The 19,942-nt window shown below is 56.8% G+C and carries 18 protein-coding genes; 9 read left to right on the top strand and 9 right to left on the bottom strand.

Annotated features, from left to right (window positions below; translation table 11 throughout):
• Positions 1-302: 302 nt before the first annotated feature.
• The 7 genes from ACUVOF_RS18530 to ureG are packed head-to-tail and all read left to right on the top strand — an operon-like array spanning position 303 to position 5,589.
• A complete protein-coding gene (locus ACUVOF_RS18530; protein WP_447045739.1) occupies positions 303-1,187 on the top strand; it encodes an urease accessory protein UreD in 885 nt (294 codons plus the stop codon).
• Positions 1,188-1,214: 27 nt separating this feature from the next.
• Entirely contained in the window at positions 1,215-1,517 is a 303-nt protein-coding gene (ureA, locus tag ACUVOF_RS18525; protein WP_066320888.1) for an urease subunit gamma, read from the top strand.
• 25 nt (positions 1,518-1,542) lie between these two features.
• Complete coding sequence (locus ACUVOF_RS18520) at positions 1,543-1,911, top strand: urease subunit beta (RefSeq protein ID WP_447045738.1); 369 nt, start codon at positions 1,543-1,545, stop codon at positions 1,909-1,911.
• The gene (gene ureC / locus ACUVOF_RS18515; protein WP_447045737.1) at positions 1,908-3,623 is read left to right on the top strand and encodes an urease subunit alpha; all 1,716 of its coding nucleotides are present in this window, start codon (positions 1,908-1,910) and stop codon (positions 3,621-3,623) included. The genes ACUVOF_RS18520 and ureC overlap by 4 nt, the downstream gene beginning before the upstream one ends.
• Positions 3,624-3,632: 9 nt before the next feature.
• Positions 3,633-4,166 (top strand): urease accessory protein UreE, encoded by a 534-nt coding sequence (ureE, locus tag ACUVOF_RS18510; protein WP_447045736.1) that lies wholly within the window; start codon positions 3,633-3,635, stop codon positions 4,164-4,166.
• Complete coding sequence (locus ACUVOF_RS18505) at positions 4,156-4,887, top strand: urease accessory protein UreF (RefSeq protein ID WP_447045735.1); 732 nt, start codon at positions 4,156-4,158, stop codon at positions 4,885-4,887. Before ureE ends, ACUVOF_RS18505 begins: the two co-directional genes overlap by 11 nt.
• 45 nt (positions 4,888-4,932) lie before the next feature.
• Positions 4,933-5,589: an urease accessory protein UreG gene (ureG, locus tag ACUVOF_RS18500; protein WP_447045734.1), complete on the top strand. Its 657-nt coding sequence runs from the start codon at positions 4,933-4,935 to the stop codon at positions 5,587-5,589.
• A gap of 60 nt (positions 5,590-5,649) precedes the next feature.
• Here the strand turns inward: ureG and ACUVOF_RS18495 are convergent, their stop codons facing one another.
• The 3 genes from ACUVOF_RS18495 to ACUVOF_RS18485 all read right to left on the bottom strand — a co-directional run bounded on the left by ACUVOF_RS18495 (position 5,650) and on the right by ACUVOF_RS18485 (position 9,437).
• Entirely contained in the window at positions 5,650-7,515 is a 1,866-nt protein-coding gene (locus tag ACUVOF_RS18495) for a TRAP transporter large permease (RefSeq protein WP_447045733.1), read from the bottom strand.
• An 81-nt stretch (positions 7,516-7,596) separates the two neighbouring features.
• Complete coding sequence (locus ACUVOF_RS18490; RefSeq protein WP_447045732.1) at positions 7,597-8,589, bottom strand: TRAP transporter substrate-binding protein; 993 nt, start codon at positions 8,587-8,589, stop codon at positions 7,597-7,599.
• A gap of 83 nt (positions 8,590-8,672) precedes the next feature.
• On the bottom strand, positions 8,673-9,437 hold the full coding sequence (locus ACUVOF_RS18485) for an SDR family oxidoreductase (protein ID WP_447045731.1): 765 nt from the start codon (positions 9,435-9,437) through the stop codon (positions 8,673-8,675).
• Between the two features lie 335 nt (positions 9,438-9,772).
• On the opposite strand from ACUVOF_RS18485, the gene ACUVOF_RS18480 reads away from it, so the two are divergent.
• Complete coding sequence (locus ACUVOF_RS18480) at positions 9,773-10,480, top strand: GntR family transcriptional regulator (RefSeq protein ID WP_447045730.1); 708 nt, start codon at positions 9,773-9,775, stop codon at positions 10,478-10,480.
• A gap of 84 nt (positions 10,481-10,564) precedes the next feature.
• Here the strand turns inward: ACUVOF_RS18480 and ACUVOF_RS18475 are convergent, their stop codons facing one another.
• Positions 10,565-11,491 carry a YihY/virulence factor BrkB family protein gene (locus ACUVOF_RS18475; RefSeq protein ID WP_447045729.1) on the bottom strand — a complete coding sequence of 309 codons (927 nt, stop codon included), beginning with the start codon at positions 11,489-11,491 and terminating at the stop codon, positions 10,565-10,567.
• Positions 11,492-11,961: 470 nt separating this feature from the next.
• Here ACUVOF_RS18475 and ACUVOF_RS18470 point away from each other — a divergent pair, with 470 nt between their 5' ends.
• A complete protein-coding gene (locus ACUVOF_RS18470) occupies positions 11,962-13,746 on the top strand; it encodes a methyl-accepting chemotaxis protein (RefSeq protein WP_447045728.1) in 1,785 nt (594 codons plus the stop codon).
• Between the two features lie 61 nt (positions 13,747-13,807).
• Here ACUVOF_RS18470 and ACUVOF_RS18465 read toward each other — a convergent pair whose 3' ends face one another.
• From ACUVOF_RS18465 to ACUVOF_RS18445, 5 genes are read right to left on the bottom strand one after another with little or no spacing between them, the layout of a single operon-like run.
• Entirely contained in the window at positions 13,808-14,053 is a 246-nt protein-coding gene (locus ACUVOF_RS18465; RefSeq protein WP_447045727.1) for a formate dehydrogenase subunit delta, read from the bottom strand.
• A gap of 11 nt (positions 14,054-14,064) precedes the next feature.
• Entirely contained in the window at positions 14,065-14,925 is an 861-nt protein-coding gene (fdhD, locus tag ACUVOF_RS18460; protein ID WP_447045726.1) for a formate dehydrogenase accessory sulfurtransferase FdhD, read from the bottom strand.
• Positions 14,922-17,813: a formate dehydrogenase subunit alpha gene (gene fdhF / locus ACUVOF_RS18455; RefSeq protein ID WP_447045725.1), complete on the bottom strand. Its 2,892-nt coding sequence runs from the start codon at positions 17,811-17,813 to the stop codon at positions 14,922-14,924. The genes fdhD and fdhF overlap by 4 nt, the downstream gene beginning before the upstream one ends.
• Complete coding sequence (locus ACUVOF_RS18450; protein ID WP_447045724.1) at positions 17,810-19,366, bottom strand: formate dehydrogenase beta subunit; 1,557 nt, start codon at positions 19,364-19,366, stop codon at positions 17,810-17,812. Before ACUVOF_RS18450 ends, fdhF begins: the two co-directional genes overlap by 4 nt.
• Positions 19,363-19,857 carry a formate dehydrogenase subunit gamma gene (locus tag ACUVOF_RS18445; RefSeq protein WP_447045723.1) on the bottom strand — a complete coding sequence of 165 codons (495 nt, stop codon included), beginning with the start codon at positions 19,855-19,857 and terminating at the stop codon, positions 19,363-19,365. Before ACUVOF_RS18445 ends, ACUVOF_RS18450 begins: the two co-directional genes overlap by 4 nt.
• Between the last annotated feature and the right edge of the window lie 85 nt (positions 19,858-19,942).

The following is a 19,942-nucleotide window of genomic DNA, read 5'->3' as shown; positions in this document are numbered from 1 at the left end:
AAGTATGGGGATTGTCGATTAGGGTCTGCACTCTTTCCTATTATTTATTCCTATTATTTACTTTGCTTCTATTTTAATTAATGACAGCTCTTTATGACATCACAAAGGTGGAGCTTTTAAGCGCTACCTTGTGGTGCAAGCTGCTTTCATATTGCTCTATTTTGGTGCTTCAAAAGAGTAATACGGACCACTCTCAGTATCTTGACTCTGTATAACGGTCGCAGAACTTAGTCTTTCACCATTTTGGCGCATTAATTGCACTGCTTAGCTAACGGCTTACTGAAAGGAAGCGATAGCTAATTATGATGCAATGCGATATCGCAAAATCTCCCCTTGCCTCTGGCCACCGCTTTGATCAAGGCCGCCACTGGGCGGCTTCGTTGGACCTGCGTTTTGCCCCGCGCGACGGCGTTACCCGCATGGTACAGGCGCGCCACCAGGGCCCGCTGCGGGTGCAACGGCCGTTTTACCCGGAAGGCCGGAGTGAGGCGTGCCATGTGTACGTGCTTCACCCACCAGGCGGGCTGGTGAGCGGCGATGCGCTCACTGTTAGCGCTCATGTCGAGGGCGGTGCCCATGCGCTACTTACAACGCCTGCCGCCAATAAACTCTACAAAGCCGACAGCCAGGGCGTGGCATGGACTCAGCACACTCGATTAAGCGTTGAGAATGGCGCCACGCTGGAGTGGTTGCCCCAGGAGACTATCGCCTTCGATGGCTCGAAAGGCGAGCAGCGCACCCATATCGAGCTGCATGGCAGTGCCCGCTGTCTGGGCTGGGAAGTGATGGCGCTGGGGCGCCCGGCGAGCGATTTACCCTACCTTTCAGGCCGCATTGAGCAACACTTCCGCTTAACCTTGGACGGCAAGCCGCTGTGGTTAGAGCGCCAACCGTTAGACCCACTTCACCCACGCTTTGCTGGGCGCTGGGGGCAGGGCGGCGCCACGGTGCAGGCCACGCTCTGGACGGTAGGCATTGTCGATGCGCCTGCGGCTATCGAGGCCCTACGTGAAGCGCTGCCGGATAACCCGCGCTGGGCGGTGACCGTCCGCCACGGTGTCCTGCTGCTGCGCTATTTGGGCAACTCACGTAATGAAGCCTGGGCTTTATGCGAACAGGCCTGGCAGCTACTGCGCCCTCGGTGGATCGAGCGAGAAGCCCATACGCCGCGTATTTGGCTAACCTAATTTGGTATCACTCTGGAGAGACGCCCCATGGAATTAACCCCAAGAGATAAAGACAAGCTGCTGCTGTTCTCTGCTGCTCAACTGGCGGAGCGTCGTAAGGCGCGTGGTTTAAAGCTCAACTACCCCGAAGCGGTGGCGCTGATCAGCTTCGAGATTATGGAAGGTGCCCGGGATGGCCGCAGTGTGGCCGATTTGATGAGCTACGGCCGCGAGATTCTTAGCCGTGACGATGTGATGGAAGGCGTGGCTGAAATGGTCGACGAGGTGCAGGTGGAAGCCACCTTCCCTGACGGCACCAAGCTGGTCACTGTCCACACACCTATCAACTAGTTTTCAGCAACCAGGAGAGCGCCTGATGATTCCCGGTGAGTACCAATTAAAAGAGGGTGATATCGAACTGTGCGTGGGGCGTGAGCGAATTAGCGTTGAAGTGGCCAATACCGGCGATCGCCCCATTCAGATTGGCTCCCACTACCACTTCGCCGAAGCCAACCCGGCGCTGATGTTTGATCGCGACAAAACACGAGGCTTTCGCTTGGATGTAGCCGCCGGTACGGCGATTCGCTTTGAGCCTGGCCAAACCCGTGAGGTCACGCTGATTCCCTATGTTGGTAAGCGCGAAATTTACGGTTTCCGCGGCGATGTCATGGGCGCGCTACTCTCTAACGCGCCCGATGCCGCGCGAAATGAACAAAAACCAGGCGAAGCGGGAGGTCTGTCATGAAGCCTGCCAACAAGATCAGCCGGCAAGCCTACGCCGACATGTATGGCCCCACGGTGGGCGACCGCGTGCGCCTGGGCGATACTGAGCTTTGGATCGAAGTCGAGAAAGACGCCACCCACTACGGCGATGAAGTGAAGTTCGGCGGCGGCAAAGTGATCCGCGACGGCATGGGCCAAAGCCAGCGTGCCGATGACGCGGTGATGGATACGGTGATCACCAACGCTCTGATTCTGGACTGGTGGGGCATCGTCAAAGCCGATGTGGGCATTCAGAATGGCCGCATCGCCGCGATTGGCAAGGCAGGCAATCCTGACGTACAGCCTGATGTCGAGATCGTCATTGGTCCCGGCACCGAAATCATTTCCGGCGAAGGCAAAATACTGACCGCAGGCGGCATCGATTCCCACATCCACTTTATCTGCCCCCAGCAGGTCGAAGAAGCGCTGATGAGCGGCGTGACCACCATGCTCGGCGGCGGCACCGGCCCAGCCACCGGCACCAACGCCACCACCTGCACCCCCGGCCCCTGGCATATCGGCAAAATGCTCCAGGCAGTGGACGATATGCCGATGAACATCGGCTTTCTGGGCAAGGGCAACGCCAGCCTGCCCGAATCCCTGGAGCTTCAGCTCCAAGCAGGCGCCATGGGGCTCAAATTGCACGAAGATTGGGGCACTACGCCCGCCTCAATCAACAACTGCCTGAACGTCGCCGATGCCTACGATGTGCAGGTGGCGATCCACACCGATACCCTAAATGAATCAGGCTTTGTGGAAGACACTCTGGCCGCATTCAAAGAGCGCTGCATTCACACCTACCACACCGAAGGCGCAGGCGGCGGCCACGCGCCGGATATCCTTACTGCCTGCTCGAAGGCCTACGTATTGCCGTCGTCCACCAATCCGACACGGCCCTACACGGTCAATACCATCGACGAACACCTCGATATGCTGATGGTGTGCCACCACCTCGACCCCAATATCCCCGAAGACGTGGCCTTCGCAGACTCGCGCATTCGCCGCGAAACTATCGCCGCCGAGGATATCCTCCATGACCTGGGCGTGATCTCGATGATCGCCTCGGACTCCCAGGCCATGGGGCGGGTCGGTGAAGTGGTCTGCCGCACCTGGCAAACGGCGCATAAGATGAAGGTGCAACGTGGCCTGCTGCCGGAAGATGAAGCACTGGGTGCCGATAACCTGCGCGCCAAGCGCTATATCGCCAAGTACACCATTAATCCGGCGATCACTCACGGTATCGCCCACGAAGTGGGCTCCATCGAAGTCGGTAAGCTGGCGGATCTAGTGCTATGGAAACCGGCCTTCTTTGGCGTGAAGCCATCAATGATGATCAAGGGCGGCATGATTGCAGCAGCGCCTATGGGCGACCCCAATGCTTCGATTCCCACGCCGCAGCCGGTCCACTACCGCTACATGTTTGGCGCCTTTGGCCGCGCCGCGAGCCAAACCCGGCTCAGTTTTGTCAGCCAAGCCGCGTTGGATGCAGGCATTAAAGAGACCCTGGGGCTTAATAGCGAATTGGCGGCATGCAAAAACGTACGCCAAGTACGCAAGCAGGATATGAAGCTAAACGATGCCTGTCCCGATTTGACCGTCGACCCGCAAACCTACGAAGTGCGCTGCGATGGTGAAATTTTAACCTGCGAGCCCGCCACCGAACTGCCGCTGGCCCAGCGCTATCATTTGTTCTAAGGAGTCCTCATGCTAAAACTGATAGAACGTTTAGGACCAGTGGCGGAAAGCGCAGCCAGCGACACGCTGACGCTGCCCTTCGAGCTGCGCATTCGTGGGCGCTTAAAAACCAAGAGCGATGGCGGCCGCGAGCTGGGATTGTTTCTTGATCGCGGCCCGGTGCTGCGCAGCGGTGAAGGCCTGAAAGCCGAAAGCGGCGAAGTCGTGCGTGTCTGTGCCGCCGTAGAACCGGTAGTTACCGCGCGAGTGAGTGCTGGCTTACCGCTGGCGCGGCTGGCCTACCACCTAGGCAATCGCCACGTACAGCTGGCGCTAGGTGAAGATGAAAAGGGCGGCTGGGTGCGCTTCCCACCAGACCACGTGCTGGAAGAACTCGCCGAGCTGCTAGGCGCCGAGCTGGAGCATCACAACGCCACCTTCGACCCGGAGCCGGGCGCTTATAACCAAGTGGGCGGCGGGCATTCGCATTCCCACGGTCATGCCCATTCGCACGATCATTCACACGACCACGACCACTCGCATGAGCATCACCATGCACACTGAGCTTACCGCGTTAGAAAGACAAAACGACGAGCTGGCGCTGTTGGGGCTGTTGCAACTGGTAAGTCCCGCGTTGCCCATCGGCGCCTTTGCCTTTTCCCAAGGGCTGGAGAGCGCTTTCGAGCTGGACTGGGTACGCGATGAAACGAGTCTTGCTGAGTGGTTAAGCGGTGTACTGGAAGATGGCCTGACCCGCTGCGAGCTGCCCGTGCTGGCGCGGCTGCATGAAGCGTTCGACCAAGCGGATAGTCAATCAATCGCTACATGGGATGAGTGGCTGGCCGCCACCCGGGAAACCGCCGAGCTGGCCGCTGAAGACAGCCGCTTGGGCGCCTCGCTTAAACGCTTGCTGGGCAGCTTGGATTTATTGCCAAGAGATCAGCAACTGCCAAGTGAAGACTTACTAACGCCTTTGCTCCCGCCTCAGGCAGGCTATGTGACACTGTTTGCCTACACGGCTTACTTGCGTGGCGTGTCCGTACGCCAAACCCTGCTGGGCTTTGCCTGGGCGTGGTTAGAGAACCAACTGGCGGTGGCCTGTAAAGCCTTGCCGCTAGGCCATACCGCTGCTCAGCGGGTGATTGAGCAACTGCGCCCAGCCTTGGTGGATGCCGTTAACCAAGCGCTAACGCTAGAAGATGACGAGCTAGGCCCGGTACTGCCCAGCCTAGCACTGGCAAGTGCGCTACACGAAACCCAATATTCACGCCTGTTTAGAAGTTAAATAGCTTAGATATTGAATCGCTTAGAAGTTAACGAGGAGAGAACGATGACTCACTGTTTACGCGTTGGCGTGGGCGGCCCAGTAGGCTCCGGCAAAACTGCGCTGCTCAAGCAACTCTGTTTAGCGCTTCGTGACTACTACGATATCGCCGTGGTCACCAACGATATCTATACCCGCGAAGACGCCGATTTTCTGCTCAAGCACGATGCCCTCCCGGCGGATCGTATCCTAGGCGTAGAGACCGGCGGCTGCCCGCATACCGCGATTCGTGAAGATGCCTCGATGAACCTGGCCGCCATCGACGAGCTGCAGGCGCGCCACCCGAAGCTGGAGCTTGTGATGGTCGAATCAGGTGGTGACAACCTATCGGCCACCTTCAGCCCCGAGCTTTCCGACCTGACGCTTTACGTTATCGACGTATCCGCTGGCGATAAAATCCCCCGCAAGGGTGGGCCAGGCATCACCAAGTCAGACCTGCTGATTATCAACAAGATCGATATCGCCGAGTATGTTCACGCTTCACTAGACGTGATGGAGCGCGATTCCAAGAAAATGCGTGGCGAACGGCCCTTCGTATTTACCAACTTGTATAACGGGGTAGGCCTTGAAGAGATTATTCGCTTTATTCTCGACAAAGGAATGCTGGACGAGAGGCGCCCGCAGGCTGATAAAGCGGCTGCCGTGAGTACAGGGGCAATTTAGTAAGTCCGCGATGCACAAAGGCCGCCAAATGTTTGGCGGCCTTTGTTGTTTAGCGGCTTATTATTCCAATAGGTTCCACAGGCCAATGGTGAGTGCGGGGAACATGCACAGTAGCAGGACGATCACCATGGTCGCAGCGATGAAAGGTACCGCCGCACGGAACACGGCGGAAGGCGATACCTTGGCGATCTGCGATGTGATAAATACCAACAGCCCCACGGGTGGGGATATCCCCCCTAGCTGTAAGGTAATAATCATCACGATCCCCAATTGCACCGGGTCGACGCCGGCATTGGTCATCATTGGTAAAAACAGGGGAGCGATGATCAGCATCGCTGGCGTTAAGTCGAGAAACATGCCGGCCAAGGCAAGGACCACTAAAAGGATGATGAACAACCCGAACTGACTGTCGGCCGCCGTGCCTGCCCAGCCGACTATTTCCTGGGGTACCTGCTCAGCAATCAATATCCATGCGAACGGTACCGAGGCCGCGATCAAAAAACCGACCAGCGCGGCGTCCGTCCCGCACTCAACGAAGGAGCGGTAAAACTGCTTCCAGTCGTACGCGTTGAATACCAGTTTGCCAAGCACGAACGTCCAGAGCAACGCCACAACACCCGCCTCGGTGGCGGTAATAACCCCAAAGCGGATCCCGCCCAATACACCGACGGTGATCACCAACACCGGTAGCGCCCGCACGAAGGTATGCCAGATCGTCGCCATTGGCGCGCGTGCGGTAGCTGTCTGGTACTGACGTCGCACGGAGATCCAATAAGCGACCAGCATCAACGCACCGGCGGCCATCAGTGCAGGCACGATACCAGCCATGAACAGGCGGGCGATAGAAACGTTGGCGACCGAGGCATAGACCAACATGGCGATGGCTGGAGGTACCACGTTGGGCAGAATAGCCGATGAGGCGGTGACCGCGCAGGAGAACGCTGGCGAGTAGCCGCGTTTGACCATCTCAGGCACCAGGATTTTGGTGCTGCTGGCCGCATCGGCACTCGAAGAGCCTGAGATACCGCCAACCATCAGGCTGTTGAGGATGTTGACGTGGGCCAGGCCACCGCGCAGGTGGCCGACCAAGCTTGTGGCGAAATCAATTAAGCGAGTCGAAAGCCCACCAAGGTTAAGTAGGTAACCGGTAGATAGAAAGAAGGGAATCGCTAGCAGGATGAACTTAGTCGAACCGGTGACCATGTTCTGAACCACCGCTGGCGCCGGCAGAATAAACGAGGCCGAACTGGCCAGAAATACCCCGAACATCAACGAAAACGATACCGGTACACCAACCCCAAGTGCCAGAAAGAAAACCACCAGCATGATCAGGCTTGGTGAGATGCCCTGTAAGGGCCCTAATAGGCCTTGATCCAGCCCTGCATAGATCAAGCCAGCGATGACTATCGCCGCCAAGTTGCGGATCAGGATACCTGTATTGTCAGCGTCGCGAGCGAGCAGGAAAACTAGCGCGATGACACCGGAAATTGGAATGACGGCGTACTTGATAGCCGTGGGCCACTGTAAGCTGGCGCTGGTGCCACCCACCATGTCGGCTAGTTGGTAGCCACCGAACAACATCATGATCAGCGTCAGCGAAAGGATAAGATTCTGGGTGAAGCCCAGTACACCGGCGAGCCAGGCTGGCAGATCTTTAGGCAGGAAGTCACCAGCAACATGGCGCTGTTGGCGTACCCCTAATGCCGCGCCGAGAAAGATTAACCAGGTAAAGCACCAGATCGCGAACTCTTCGGTCCACGAAAAGGAGTCATTGAAAACATAGCGAGAAACGACACCGGCGAGCACCGCCAAGGTCATGGCCAGCAAAATACCAAAGACGAGGAAACGCACCAGGCTTTCCAGCCCGGTGGCGGCGCGGCCGATGCCCAATGATGAGGTTGCAAGGGAAAAACGGTAGGCAGACATCCGATACGCTCCAGAAGGGCGGCGCCAGTGAAGACGCAACAAACACTCGGCCCCACCGTAGCGGAGGGGCCGACAGGGTTGTTATTCCGCGTTTTCGATCAGCGAAACAAGTGCTTCGCCATTCGGGATTTTTTCAACATATTCGTCGCGGATTGGCTTCATAGCTTCTTGCCATGGCCCTTTGTCTTCGATTTCGATGATCGTCGCACCGTCGGCAACGGTTTCATCCAGTGCCGCCTGGTCGTCACTCTTACGCATTGCGGGTAGCTCTGCCTGAACCTCCAGTGCCGCCTCAGTGATCACCTCTTGGTAGTCGTCAGGCAGACGCTCCCACCAGTTCTGTGAAACTACCCAGGTACCCATAGCGAAGATGTGATCGGTTTTCACATAGTACGGAGCCACTTCATAGAAGCGGTTGGTCAGATAGTTAGTCGCAGTGTTATCAAAGAAGTCGATAACCCCCGTCTGCATGGAGTTATATATTTCAGGTGCGGGAACTGGCGTTGGGTTGGCGCCAGCTGCTTTCCAGGCGTCGACGTGCAACGGGCTCTGGATGACGCGCATTTTCTTGCCCTGGATGTCGTCAATCGAATGAATAGGGAAACTGCTCATCAACTGACGGATACCATTGACGGAGAAGCCAAGCAGATGGAATCCCTGCTCTTCAAAGTTGGCAGAGAGTTCTTCGGTCAATGGTTCGCTGAGCGCTGTCGCCTGCTCCTCGCCATCAATCAAATAAGGCAGATCGAGCACTTGAACCTCGGGAATCCAAGAGGTCAGTACAGAGCTGGTGATGATGCCCATCTGTACCGAGCCCAACCGGATGCCTTCGGCAGATTCGCTTTCTCCGCCCAGCACGCTGTTAGCGAACAGCTGGATATCGACATTATCGTCTGTGCGTTCACGCACCAGATCGGCAAACTGCTGCGCCGCTTCATACTTGGTATTGCCTTCCGGCACATCTAGCGAGAGCTTGGCATTGTAGTCCGCCGCTAGTGCGGACGTGCTGCTGATGGCGAGCGCCAATGCCGTCAGCACAGCGGGTGTTGAGGTTAAAGCATGTTTGATTTGCATGAGCCTAGTCCTTGTATGTTGTTATATAGGTCGTTCATCCGGTCATACCGGTGTTGTTGTCTCTCTCGGGTTTTAAATTGCCGTTAAAGAACGGCCAGCATGCCGCCGTCGACGTAAATGATCTGGCCATTTACGTAGCTCGACGCCGGGGATGCGAGGTAGACCACCGTGCCGACGAGATCCTCGGGAACACCCCAGCGCTTGGAAGGGGTGCGGCCAACGATCCAGTCATTGAATTTCGGGTCGTCGACCAGAGGCTGGGTCATTTCCGTGATCATGTAGCCTGGGCCGATGGCATTGGTCTGAATGTTATGTTCAGCCCACTCCGCTGCCATGGATTGAGTCAACAAACGCACGCCGCCCTTGGACGCCGTATAAGCACCCACGGTTGGGCGTGCGACTGAACTCATCAGTGAGCCGATATTGATGATTTTGCCGCCCTTGCCGCGCGCAATCATTTGACGGGCAACGTTGCGACCCAGCAAGAAGGTGCTGGTCAGGTTCGTGTTGACCACGGTGTCCCACTGGTCGCGTTCGAGCTCGACTAACGGGCGGCGAAGCTGCATGCCGGCGTTATTGACCAGGATGTCGATAGTTACGCCATCGGCATTAAGCGCTGCCAGCGCCTGCTCAATGGCAGCTTCGTCGGTAATGTCGAACGATGTGGTCAATACGCTATGCCCTTCCTCGGAAAGGGCATCACGCGCTGCTTCGAGTTTGTCGCGATTACGACCATGAATAATGATTTGAGCGCCCGACTGAGCCAATCCGCGGGCCATTGCGAGCCCCAACCCACCCGATGAGCCTGTGATAAGTGCTGTGCGGCCTGTTAGATCGAACAAGGTCATCTTTCTCACCTCTTGTATCATTGTTGTGTGAAAAGAATTTTAGGGTTTAGCTACTTTCTAGAGTGAATTAAGCGTTTTTTGAAGGCTATTAACGTTGCGGCGGAAGCTACAAGTAAGCAGTGTTAAAGATATGTTAGTAACAAGACTCTGCTTCCATCTTTATTGAAAACTTATTTTTTAAGGAAACATTAAATAAAGAATCAAGTGATGCGCTACTTAAGCGTTATTGACGTATCCATCACATGTGTTCTGATATAGAAATATATTGGTATATACCTTGATATACCATGATACTTATGTCTAATAAGGCACTAATTTATTGGGATTACAAAATAATGGTCACTAAAACATCGTCTTACGGGATGTCCCAAGGAGAACAGGCTTACGAGAGAATTGAGTCATTAATCGCTCACATGGAGCTCAAGCCCGGTGAGACCATGACAATGGCCGACTTGCAGGAGAGAGTATCGCTGGGCCGCACCCCCGTGCTTGAAGCGATTCGCAAGCTTTCGGACGACACTCTTTTAGAAGTACGCGCTGGACGCGGGGTAAAGATTACGCCCATTGACTTGCATCGCGAACGCCGGTTGTTAAGAATTCGGCGCGATATTGAGAGTTTTGTCGTTGAACTGGCCATTGATAACGCCAGTGGTTTGGTAAGAAGTCAGTTGAACCAACTAGCCCGCATGCTTCAAGAATTAAAGTCAGGCAGTGATATCCGCCCCTTTAATGATCTCGATAAGCGAATGGATCAATTGCTATTGGAGGCTGCCGACGAACCGTTTGTGGAACGGACATTGCGGCCACTTCACACGACGTTTCGGCGGCTAGGGTATCTTTATCAGAGTCACCTGGGCAGTGAGCGCACCGTACAGGAAAATATCCAGATGCATGTGGATATGCTCAATGCGATTATTGAGCGTGACACTCCTAAGGCATTAAAAGCGACTCATTTGCTGATGGATTTTATGGAAGAGATGTTCGTGCCGCTTGAGCGCGACCTAGCCCCATCCTATCTTGATGTTAATATTAAGCCCTTTTGATTTTAGGGCTTTTTGCCACGTCGTTTGGCTGTCTATTTACCATAACGCCAGTACGTGCAGGGAGTGTCAGCCGCCCCAGGTTGCTCATTCAACCCGCGTAATAGGCTGGCGGCTAGGGTCGAGATGCCAGGCTAGGCCAAGGCGCGTATTGCGTTCTAATTCTGCAATCACCTGGGCGCCCAGCAGTAAAATGATGGCGCCCACTTCCAGACTGATCAGTACGATCACCAGCGTTGCCAGCGAGCCGTAAACGGCATTAACAAACGATAGGTTGGCAAAATAGTAGACCAGTAACAGCCGTACGCCTTCCCACATGAGCGCCGCGACGAACCCTCCCACGACCGCACGGTGTAAGGCGATGCGCACGACTGGTAGCACTTTGTAAATAGCGCTGAAAAGTAGAAAAACCCCAATAAAACTGGCCAGGTTCAGTACTGGTCCTGAAAAGTTGGCTAACGGCAGTTCCCGCTCAAATAACAAAAAAACCAACGTATTGAGCGAACTGGCCAAGGTAACCACTAGCGTCAGCGCCATCAACCCTGCCCCTAGCACCACCATAAAGGCGTAAGGCAGCATCACCGATACCCATACGCTGCGCTTGATATGTGGGCTCTCCGGCGCATGGAAAATAATGGCCAGGGCGTCCTCCAACATGCGAAAGGCGAATGAGCTGAACAGTAATAGAATGGGAAAACTCAAGATGCCTATCACATCGCGCGAATCGAGCAGGCTGCGGACGGCCTCTAATAGCACTTCAGCGTGTGCTGGCGCCATGTGGCGTGCCTGTATGGCTAGAACATTGAGAAGATGCTGCTGATCGACCACTTGGGTTAATAACACCACCAGTACGGCAAAAAGCGGCACGATGGAGAGCAGTATATTGTAGCCCACACCGCCCGCCAGTAGGACACCATGATTTTTCAGGAAGTTGCGTACTACGCGCCAAGCAAAGTGGGCCAACTGAGGAAGCAGGAGCAGGAAAGTTTTAAAAAACGAAGAGTTTCGGACCATGCTGCCATTCTCCTTGTGCACTTTGGCCATGATACGCTGATGGCGATAGCAAGTAACAAGAGCAAGTAACAAGAGCAAGTAACAAGAGCAAGTAACAGGGAAAGTAAGTGCTTATCCGGCTAGGTTCCAGAGGGTAGTCATAGACGGCATGCACGAAAGGAGAGTTTTAAAAAACAATCTAAAAACAAAAAGGTCGCCCTGACCAGGCGGTAGAAGGGTCAGGGCAACCGAAGATTGTGGTTTAGCGTCGTGCTAAAACGGGCCATCCCTGGCCACCACACCTACACAGTGTACTTTTAGCCTCTTGTTATCATTAACTTAGGTTATGCATCTAACCATTATTAGCTAAATAGCTGTGTATCCAGTAAAAAATATCCAAAATGGTTAAAGTTTGCGTGCTTCAGGTCGATCTAGACCCAAGATAACGATAAAACCAATCATGCACGCTTTGCTCTGGAACACGTATACTTATGGCCACTCCTGCTACTCCCCCCCCTAAACGATCCTTGGGTTTACAAACCAAGGTGTTGATGTTGGTACTGCTTCCCCTTCTGTTGGTAACGGTCACGCTGGTTGGTTTTAAAACCTACAGCAATATCCAGGATACTCGTGAGACGTTGGCCGAACAGCGCGAGCAGTTGCTTAACGAGCGTCGCAATGCGGTGCGCGATATTGTTCAAATGGCGACTACCGCTATTGCCCCTATCTATGAAAATGCTGGTGCGAATGATGAGGCAGCAAAGCAGCAGGTGGCTGAGCTGGTTCGCTCCATGCGCTTTGAAGATAACAACTATATTTTTATCTATGATTATGAGGGTAACAATATCGTCACGGCGCCTGCGCCGGAGCGTGAAGGCACCAACATGATCGATGCTCAGACCCCTGATGGCACCTACCTCATCCGCGAGATCATTCAGGTCGCGCAGAGTGGCGGAGGGCCCTATAGCTACTTATGGGATTACCCAGGTACCGATAGAATTGAACCTAAGCACTCCTACGTTGATCGTCTTGAGAAATGGGACTGGCTGATTGGCGCCGGTGTGTATGTCACCGATGTCGATGTCGCCGTTGCTGAACTTGAAACCGCTGCGGCTGCTGATTTACGTCAAGGGATTATAGTTGCCTCCCTATTGGGCCTTGGGTTGTTCCTCGTCATTGCACTGATAGCGTTCGGCTTAGTGCGTCGCACGTTAGGGCCTATCAAACGCACGACTGCTGCCATGCACGATATCGCCCAAGGACGTGGGGATTTGACTCGCCGCCTAGCGGTTGAGAGCGGTGATGAAATTGGCGACCTTAGCGTTCAGTTTAATGCCTTTGTAGCGCGTATGCAGGATACCCTGCGCGATGTGCGCAGCAGCACCCTCAGCGTCCGTCAGGCGGCGGGCGAAATCTCGCAAAGCTCGGAAGAGCTAGCCACCCGTACTGATCAGGCCGCGGCAAACCTACAACAAACCTCTGCTTCCATGGAAGAGATCACTTCCACGGTCAACCACAGTGCCGACAACGCTTCACAGGCCAATACGCTGGTGTTGTCGACCGCCGAAGTCGCTCGTGAGGGTGAGGCTGCGATGGGGCAGGTTGAAAATACAATGCGCGATATTAACGACTCTGCGTCGCGCATTAGCGATATCATCAGCATGATTGATGCGATTGCTTTCCAAACCAATATCTTGGCACTCAACGCCTCGGTGGAAGCTGCACGAGCAGGCGAGCATGGCCGTGGGTTTGCGGTGGTAGCCCAGGAAGTACGTACGCTGGCCAGTCGCTCCAGCGATGCCTCGAAAGAGATTCGTACGCTGATTGATGCCTCGGTTCAGCACACCAACTCGGGGGCGAAGTTGGTACGTAGTGCGGGCGACACCATGCGCGAGATCGTCTCCAGCGTAGCGAAAGTCACCGATGTGATCGGTGAGATTACAGCCGGCGCTAAAGAGCAGAGCAGCGGTATCGGCCAGATCAATACCGCGGTGGCGGAAATGGATACCATGACCCAGCAGAATGCTGCCATGGTGCAAGAATCGACCACTGCCGCTGCCAATATGCGCCGCCATGCTGAGCATTTGAACCAGTTAATCAACTCCTTCGTGCTGGGCGACGATGAGCCTACGCAGCGGCATCAGGCGCTGGCGTCTCCGGCCCCTCAGCACCGTGGCAATGATAGTGGACTGAAACGCCCTGCGCTTTCGTCGCCACCCTCATCGCAGCGCTCGTCATCAAGCCATCATGCAGAAGATGAGTGGGAGGCGTTCTAGCGCGCCAGGTCAATCGTTAGGAACAAAAATGGGGCTTGCCAAGTGGCAAGCCCCATTGCGTTTATCCGGTATGTTGCTTGGCCAGCCTTTCCTCCAGGAGGGTGGCAGCCCGCCGTGCCAGCGGGGAAAACTCGGCATCCTCACACTCCAGTGTGGCCACCAAGCGTTGTTTCATTGAACGTGCCCAGAAGGTTTCCAGGTGTCGGCAGGTGGCCGCTGCGGCCGCTTCTTCATCGCGACCACCATCCAGATTAGCGGCGATCTGGTTGGTCATATGAATTAAATTGGTATCGTTGTGCGACGACATGGCGACTCTCCTCAACGTTGGGCAATAGCCGCCGTCATGGGGCGGTGATAAATCAAATGGCGTCCTGGCCGGGCAAAACCTGCCAGCAGCAGCCCCGAGGCCTGGGCCTGCTCTACGGCCAGGGCGGTAGCCGCCGAGACAGCCACCAGGGCACCAATACCCGCACTGGCACACTTATGGACCATTTCGTAGCTGGCGCGGCTGGTAACTAACACGAACCCTTGGCTGAGCGGGAGGGCCTCACGGGCGAGAGCGCCGATCAGTTTGTCCAGCGCGTTGTGACGCCCGACATCTTCGCGCAAGCGTTGAATGCGGCCCTGGGCATCGCACCAGGCGGCACCGTGGCTGGCCCCCGTCGCCGCCTGCAGCGGCTGGTGGGCGCCCAACATGTTGAGGGAGTGCTGGATGGCGGCATCGTTAAGCGAAGGCGCCGTGACATGTGGAATCGGCCGTATTGCCTGTTCCAGTACTTCGGTGCCACATAGGCCGCATCCGGTGCGCCCGGTCATGCTGCGCCGCCGTTGCTTGAGCTCGGCCATTCGTTGGCTGGCAATGGTCAGATGAACAGCGAGGCCTTGAGGCTCTTCGTGTACTTCCAGGTCGTAGCATTCGTTTACGTTGGCCAGGATACCTTCGGAAAGGCTGAAGCCTAGTGCAAAGTCCTCAAGGTCCGTCGGGCTGGCCATCATTACCGCATGAGAGATGCCGTTGTAGACCAGAGCCACTGGTGTTTCCAAAGCCAGAAGGTCCTCCTGGGGAGCGGCGTGCCAGCCGGTAGTGCCGCGGCGTACTTCCACTGGCTGGCGTGTCAGGGCGGTCTCAACGCTCGTCTCAAGCCCTGACGCCGAGCCGTTTGTACGTGCTGCGCTCATGTCATCTCCTGATGAGCTTTGCCCAAGTAGTCACGCTGAGCCAGGTCGAAGGCGCTAAACCGCTGCTGCCAGGCAGAGGGTTGGCTGACTTTTTCCACCTGCACCGCCGTGACCTTGTATTCGGGACAGTTGGTGGCCCAGTCGGAGTTGTCGGTGGTGATAACGTTGGCGCCACTGCCAGGGTGGTGGAATGTCGTGTAGACCACCCCCGGCTGCATGCGCTCACTAAGCCGTGCGCGCAATACCGTCTGGCCCGAGCGGCTGGTAATGCCCAGCCAGTCGCCGTCGCGCACGCCGCGAAGCTCCGCATCACTGGGGTGCAACTCCAACACGTCTTCGTTGTGCCACTGTTGGTTGTCGGTACGCCGGGTCTGGGCGCCTACATTGTATTGGCTGAGAATCCGCCCTGTGGTCAGTAGTAGTGGGAAGCGGCGGTTAGCACGCTCCTCGGTGGCCACGTATTCGGTAATTGCAAAGCGGCCCAGACCAATCGGAAAATCGAACTCGTGCATGGTCGGCATGCCGTGTGGATTGGCATCGTTACACGGCCATTGAAGACTGCCGTACTCTTCGAGCTTGGTGTAGCTCACGCCAGTGAAGCTCGGCGTCAGCTGGGCGATTTCATCCATGATCTCGGACGGGTGCGTGTAGTGCATCGGGTAGCCCAGCGCGTTGGCCAGGTCCTGAGTGATCTCCCAATCCTGCTTGCCCGCCACCGGCGGCATGACCTTACGCACCCGGTTGATGCGCCGCTCGGCGTTGGTAAAAGTGCCGTTCTTCTCCAGAAAACTCGATCCTGGCAGCAGCACGTGGGCGAACTTGGCCGTCTCGTTCAAGAAGATATCCTGCACGATCAGGCAATCCAGCGAACGCAGCGCCGCTTCAACATGTTGGGTGTTAGGGTCTGACTGGGCGATATCCTCGCCCTGCACATAAAGTGCCTTGAAGCTGCCTTCGATGGCGGCATCGAACATATTGGGAATGCGCAGCCCCGGTTCGTTGTCCAATTTTACGCCCCATACGGCCTCGAAACGGCCTCGGGCGATGGGGTCGGCCACGTGCTGGTAGCCCGGCAGTTCGTGAGGGAATGAGCCCATGTCGCACGAACCTTGCACGTTATTCTGACCACGTAGCGGGTTTACACCCACGCCTTCGCGGCCAATATTGCCGGTCGCCAGGGCCAGGTTGGCAATGCCCATGACCATAGTGGAGCCCTGGCTGTGCTCGGTCACGCCCAGACCGTAGTAGATAGCGCCGTTGCCTGCCGTGGCGTAGGTGCGCGCTGCCTGGCGCACAGCGTCAGCGGGCACCCCGGTGATCGCTTCGCTTGACTCGGGGGAGTGGCGTGTCTCGCTGATAAATGCACGCCAGCTTTGATAGGCCTCGGTGTCGCAGCGCTTGGACACGAACTCCTTGTCTTCAAGCCCTTCGGTGATAACCACATGGCCCAGTGCGTTGACCAGCGCCACGTTGGTGCCTGGGCGCAGCGGCAGATGCTGGGCCTCGCCGAGGTGCGGGGTCTTGAGCAGATCGATATAGCGCGGATCGGCGACGATCAGCTTGGCGCCTTGGCGCAGGCGCTTGCGCATCAGCGAGCCAAACACGGGGTGGGCGTCGGTGGGATTAGCGCCAATGACGATAATCGCATCAGACTTCATCACCGAGTCAAAGGACTGGGTGCCCGCCGATTCGCCGAGAGTGGTTTTCAGCCCGTAACCGGTGGGGGAGTGGCAGACCCGCGCGCAGGTATCGGTGTTGTTGTTGCCAAACGCCGCGCGGATCAGCTTCTGCACCAGGTAGGTCTCTTCGTTGGTGCAGCGCGACGAGGTAATGCCCCCGATGCTCTCGCGGCCATGCTCGGCCTGAATCGATTTCAAGCGGCTGGCGGCAAAGCTGATGGCCTCTTCCCAACTGGCCTCGCGCCAGGGCTGGTCGATGCTTTCACGGATCATGGGAGTGGTCAGGCGGTCCGGGTGCGACGCGTAGCCAAACGCAAAGCGCCCCTTCACGCAGGAGTGGCCGTGGTTGGCGTCACCGCCCTTGTAAGGCACCATGCGCACCAGTTTATCGCCCTTCATCTGGGCCTCGAACGAGCAGCCCACGCCGCAGTAGGCGCAGGTGGTGACCACGCTTCTATCTGGCACGCCGTGGTCAATCACGCTTTTTTCCATCAGCGTGGCGGTCGGGCAGGCCTGCACACAGGCGCCACAGGAGACGCAATCCGAATCCATGAACGCCTCGTTTTGCCCCGCCGATACCTTGGATTCAAATCCGCGACCGTCGATGGTCAAGGCAAAGGTGCCCTGTACTTCTTCACAGGCGCGCACGCAGCGCGAGCAGACGATGCACTTGCTGGGGTCGAAGCTGAAGTAGGGGTTGGATTCATCCTTGACGGCGTCAAGGTGGTTATCGCCCTCGAATCCATAGCGCACTTCGCGAAGCCCCACGCTACCCGCCATGTCCTGCAGCTCGCAGTCGCCATTGGTGGGGCAGGTCAAGCAGTCCAGCGGGTGGTCGGAGATATAAAGCTCCATCACGTTGCGGCGCAGCTTGGCCAGCCGCTCGTTCTGGGTGGTCACCTTCATGCCTTCCGCCACGGGCGTGGTGCACGAAGCCGGCAGCCCGCGGCGCCCCTCCACCTGTACGGCACACAGCCGGCAGGAGCCAAAGGGCTCAAGACTGTCGGTGGCACACAGCTTGGGAATGTTGATGTCAGCCAGTGCCGCCGCTCGCAGCACTGACGTGCCTTCGGGTACGCTGATGGTGACGCCGTCGATTTCCAGATTCACCAATGCGGTGCCAAGCGACTGAGCCGGAAACGGAGTGCCTAAATCTTTGTCGTGGGCGGGGTTTCTGGCGTACTGTTTAGGATCAAAGTGTCCGATCATGATCTGTCTCCGTTTGCTGCCCGCTGAAAATCGTCAGAGAAGTGGGTCAGGGCGCTTTGTACTGGGAAGGGGGTCATGCCTCCCATGGCGCAGAGCGAGCCATCCACCATCGTTTCGCAGAGGTCATGGAGCAGGGCGAGGTTGGCCTCGCGGTTATGATTGGCGCGGATTCGGTCGATCACCTCCACGCCACGGGTCGAGCCGATACGGCACGGCGTACACTTGCCGCAGGATTCCACCTTGCAGAACTCCATTGAGAAGCGCGCCTGTTCGGCCATATCGACGCTGTCGTCGAACATCACTACACCGCCGTGCCCCAACACCGCTTGATCAGCAGCAAAGGCTTCGTAGTCCAGCGGCAAATCCCATTGGGATTCCGGCAGATAAGCGCCTAGCGGGCCACCTACCTGCACGGCGCGTAGCGGCCGTCCACTCAACGTGCCGCCGCCGAACTCTTCCATCAGAATGCGCAAGGTATTACCAAAGGCCAGTTCCACCAAGCCACCGCGCTTGACGTTACCCGCCAGCTGCAGCGCCAGTGTGCCCCGCGAGCGGCCCATGCCGTGGCTTGCGTAGGCTTCGGCGCCTTCAGCAAGGATAAACGGCACGGCGGCCAGCGAGAGCACGTTATTGACGACCGTGGGGCGGCCAAACAGCCCTTCGATGGCGGGTAGCGGCGGCTTGAAGCGCACCAGGCCGCGCTTACCTTCCAAACTTTCCAGAAGCGACGTTTCCTCACCGCAGATATAGGCGCCTGCGCCCAAACGGACTTCCAAATGAAAGGCGCGGCCGCTGTCGCGAAGATTGTCACCCAGATAACCGGCCTGTTCGGCGCGGGCGATCGCCTCATCCAGAATCTCCTTGGCGAGCGGATACTCTGAGCGCAGGTAGATATAGCCCTGGGTTGCCTTGACGGCGAGCCCAGCAATCGCCATGCCTTCGATCAGCATATAAGGATCACACTCCATTACTAGCCGGTCGGCGAAGGTGCCTGAGTCGCCTTCATCGGCGTTGCAGACGATGTATTTCTGGTCCGCGGGTGTGTCGAGCACCGTCTGCCATTTGATCCCGGTCGGGAACGCTGCCCCGCCGCGCCCGCGCAGCCCAGAGGCTTTTACCTCCTCAACGATATCCTGTGGCTCGCGTTGCAGCGCGGCTTCAAGGCCGCAGAATCCCGTGTGGGCGCGGTATTCCTCAATCGATAGTGGGTCGGTGATGCCGATACGCGCAAAGGTGAGGCGCTGTTGGCGGGCCAGAAATTCGATCTCTTCGGTGGGGCCAAGCGCCAGGGAATGGCTGACGCTGCCTTCGAGTAGGCCACTATCGAGCAGGGCAGATACATCGTCTGGCGACACCGGGCCATAGGCGAACCGGCCGGTCGGGGTTTCTACCTCGACCAACGGCTCAAGCCAAAAAAGTCCGCGGGAGCCATTGCGTACCAGGGTGATTGACTGGCCTCGGGCGCTTGCCTCTCTTACCAAGCGGTTGGCGATCATATCGGCGCCCAGCGCCAACGCTGTGGTATCGCGGGGTACAAAAACGCGAATACTCATCCCATCACCTCCAGCGGACGGGTTTGCAGTTCATCCATCAGCGCATCGAAGGCATCAATCGTGACTCGGCCGCGCACGTTGTTGTCTACACGGACAGACGGCCCGCAGGCGCAGTTACCCAGGCAGTACACTGCTTCAAGGGTAATGTCATGATCGGACGTGGTCTGATGATAATCGATGCCCAGGCGGGTCTTGGCATGCGCTTCGAGCTGGCGCGCGCCCACCGCCTGGCACGCTTCTGCGCGGCATATCTGCACCACATGGCGCCCCGGCGGGGCGGTGCGAAAATGATGATAGAAGCTGATGACGCCATGCACCTCGGCGCGGGTCTGGTTGAGTGAGTCCGCGATGAGAGGAACGGCGTCGGGAGGTATAAAACCAAATCGGTCCTGGAGGGCATGAAGAATCGGCAACAACGCGCCCGGCTTATGTTTTAGCACGTTGATTTCGGCTTGAATCGACTGCAACGACCATTCTTGAGACTTATTCATCATGTCTCCCCCGGTGCTGATTATTATCTATTAAATATGCACATCCTTGCCTATTTATATGTATTGGTTAAAAAGGTGTGCACCA

Source organism: Vreelandella sp. H-I2 (assembly GCF_052959335.1).
The sequence above is the reverse complement of the archived record's forward strand: the minus strand, read 5'-3'. Positions and strand labels throughout refer to the sequence as shown.

Bases quoted from the DNA above. Each gene is read 5' to 3' on its own strand.
- ACUVOF_RS18490 (WP_447045732.1), bottom strand. From the start codon at position 8,589: ATGCAAATCAAACATGCTTTAACCTCAACACCCGCTGTGCTGACGGCA.
- ACUVOF_RS18485 (WP_447045731.1), bottom strand. From the start codon at position 9,437: ATGACCTTGTTCGATCTAACAGGCCGCACAGCACTTATCACAGGCTCA.
- ACUVOF_RS18480 (WP_447045730.1), top strand. From the start codon at position 9,773: ATGGTCACTAAAACATCGTCTTACGGGATGTCCCAAGGAGAACAGGCT.
- ACUVOF_RS18470 (WP_447045728.1), top strand. From the start codon at position 11,962: ATGGCCACTCCTGCTACTCCCCCCCCTAAACGATCCTTGGGTTTACAA.
- ACUVOF_RS18520 (WP_447045738.1), top strand. From the start codon at position 1,543: ATGATTCCCGGTGAGTACCAATTAAAAGAGGGTGATATCGAACTGTGC.
- fdhD (WP_447045726.1), bottom strand. From the start codon at position 14,925: ATGAGCGCAGCACGTACAAACGGCTCGGCGTCAGGGCTTGAGACGAGC.
- ACUVOF_RS18495 (WP_447045733.1), bottom strand. From the start codon at position 7,515: ATGTCTGCCTACCGTTTTTCCCTTGCAACCTCATCATTGGGCATCGGC.
- ACUVOF_RS18445 (WP_447045723.1), bottom strand. From the start codon at position 19,857: ATGAATAAGTCTCAAGAATGGTCGTTGCAGTCGATTCAAGCCGAAATC.
- ureA (WP_066320888.1), top strand. From the start codon at position 1,215: ATGGAATTAACCCCAAGAGATAAAGACAAGCTGCTGCTGTTCTCTGCT.
- ACUVOF_RS18505 (WP_447045735.1), top strand. From the start codon at position 4,156: ATGCACACTGAGCTTACCGCGTTAGAAAGACAAAACGACGAGCTGGCG.
- ACUVOF_RS18450 (WP_447045724.1), bottom strand. From the start codon at position 19,366: ATGAGTATTCGCGTTTTTGTACCCCGCGATACCACAGCGTTGGCGCTG.
- ACUVOF_RS18475 (WP_447045729.1), bottom strand. From the start codon at position 11,491: ATGGTCCGAAACTCTTCGTTTTTTAAAACTTTCCTGCTCCTGCTTCCT.
- ACUVOF_RS18465 (WP_447045727.1), bottom strand. From the start codon at position 14,053: ATGTCGTCGCACAACGATACCAATTTAATTCATATGACCAACCAGATC.
- ACUVOF_RS18530 (WP_447045739.1), top strand. From the start codon at position 303: ATGATGCAATGCGATATCGCAAAATCTCCCCTTGCCTCTGGCCACCGC.
- ureE (WP_447045736.1), top strand. From the start codon at position 3,633: ATGCTAAAACTGATAGAACGTTTAGGACCAGTGGCGGAAAGCGCAGCC.
- fdhF (WP_447045725.1), bottom strand. From the start codon at position 17,813: ATGATCGGACACTTTGATCCTAAACAGTACGCCAGAAACCCCGCCCAC.
- ureG (WP_447045734.1), top strand. From the start codon at position 4,933: ATGACTCACTGTTTACGCGTTGGCGTGGGCGGCCCAGTAGGCTCCGGC.
- ureC (WP_447045737.1), top strand. From the start codon at position 1,908: ATGAAGCCTGCCAACAAGATCAGCCGGCAAGCCTACGCCGACATGTAT.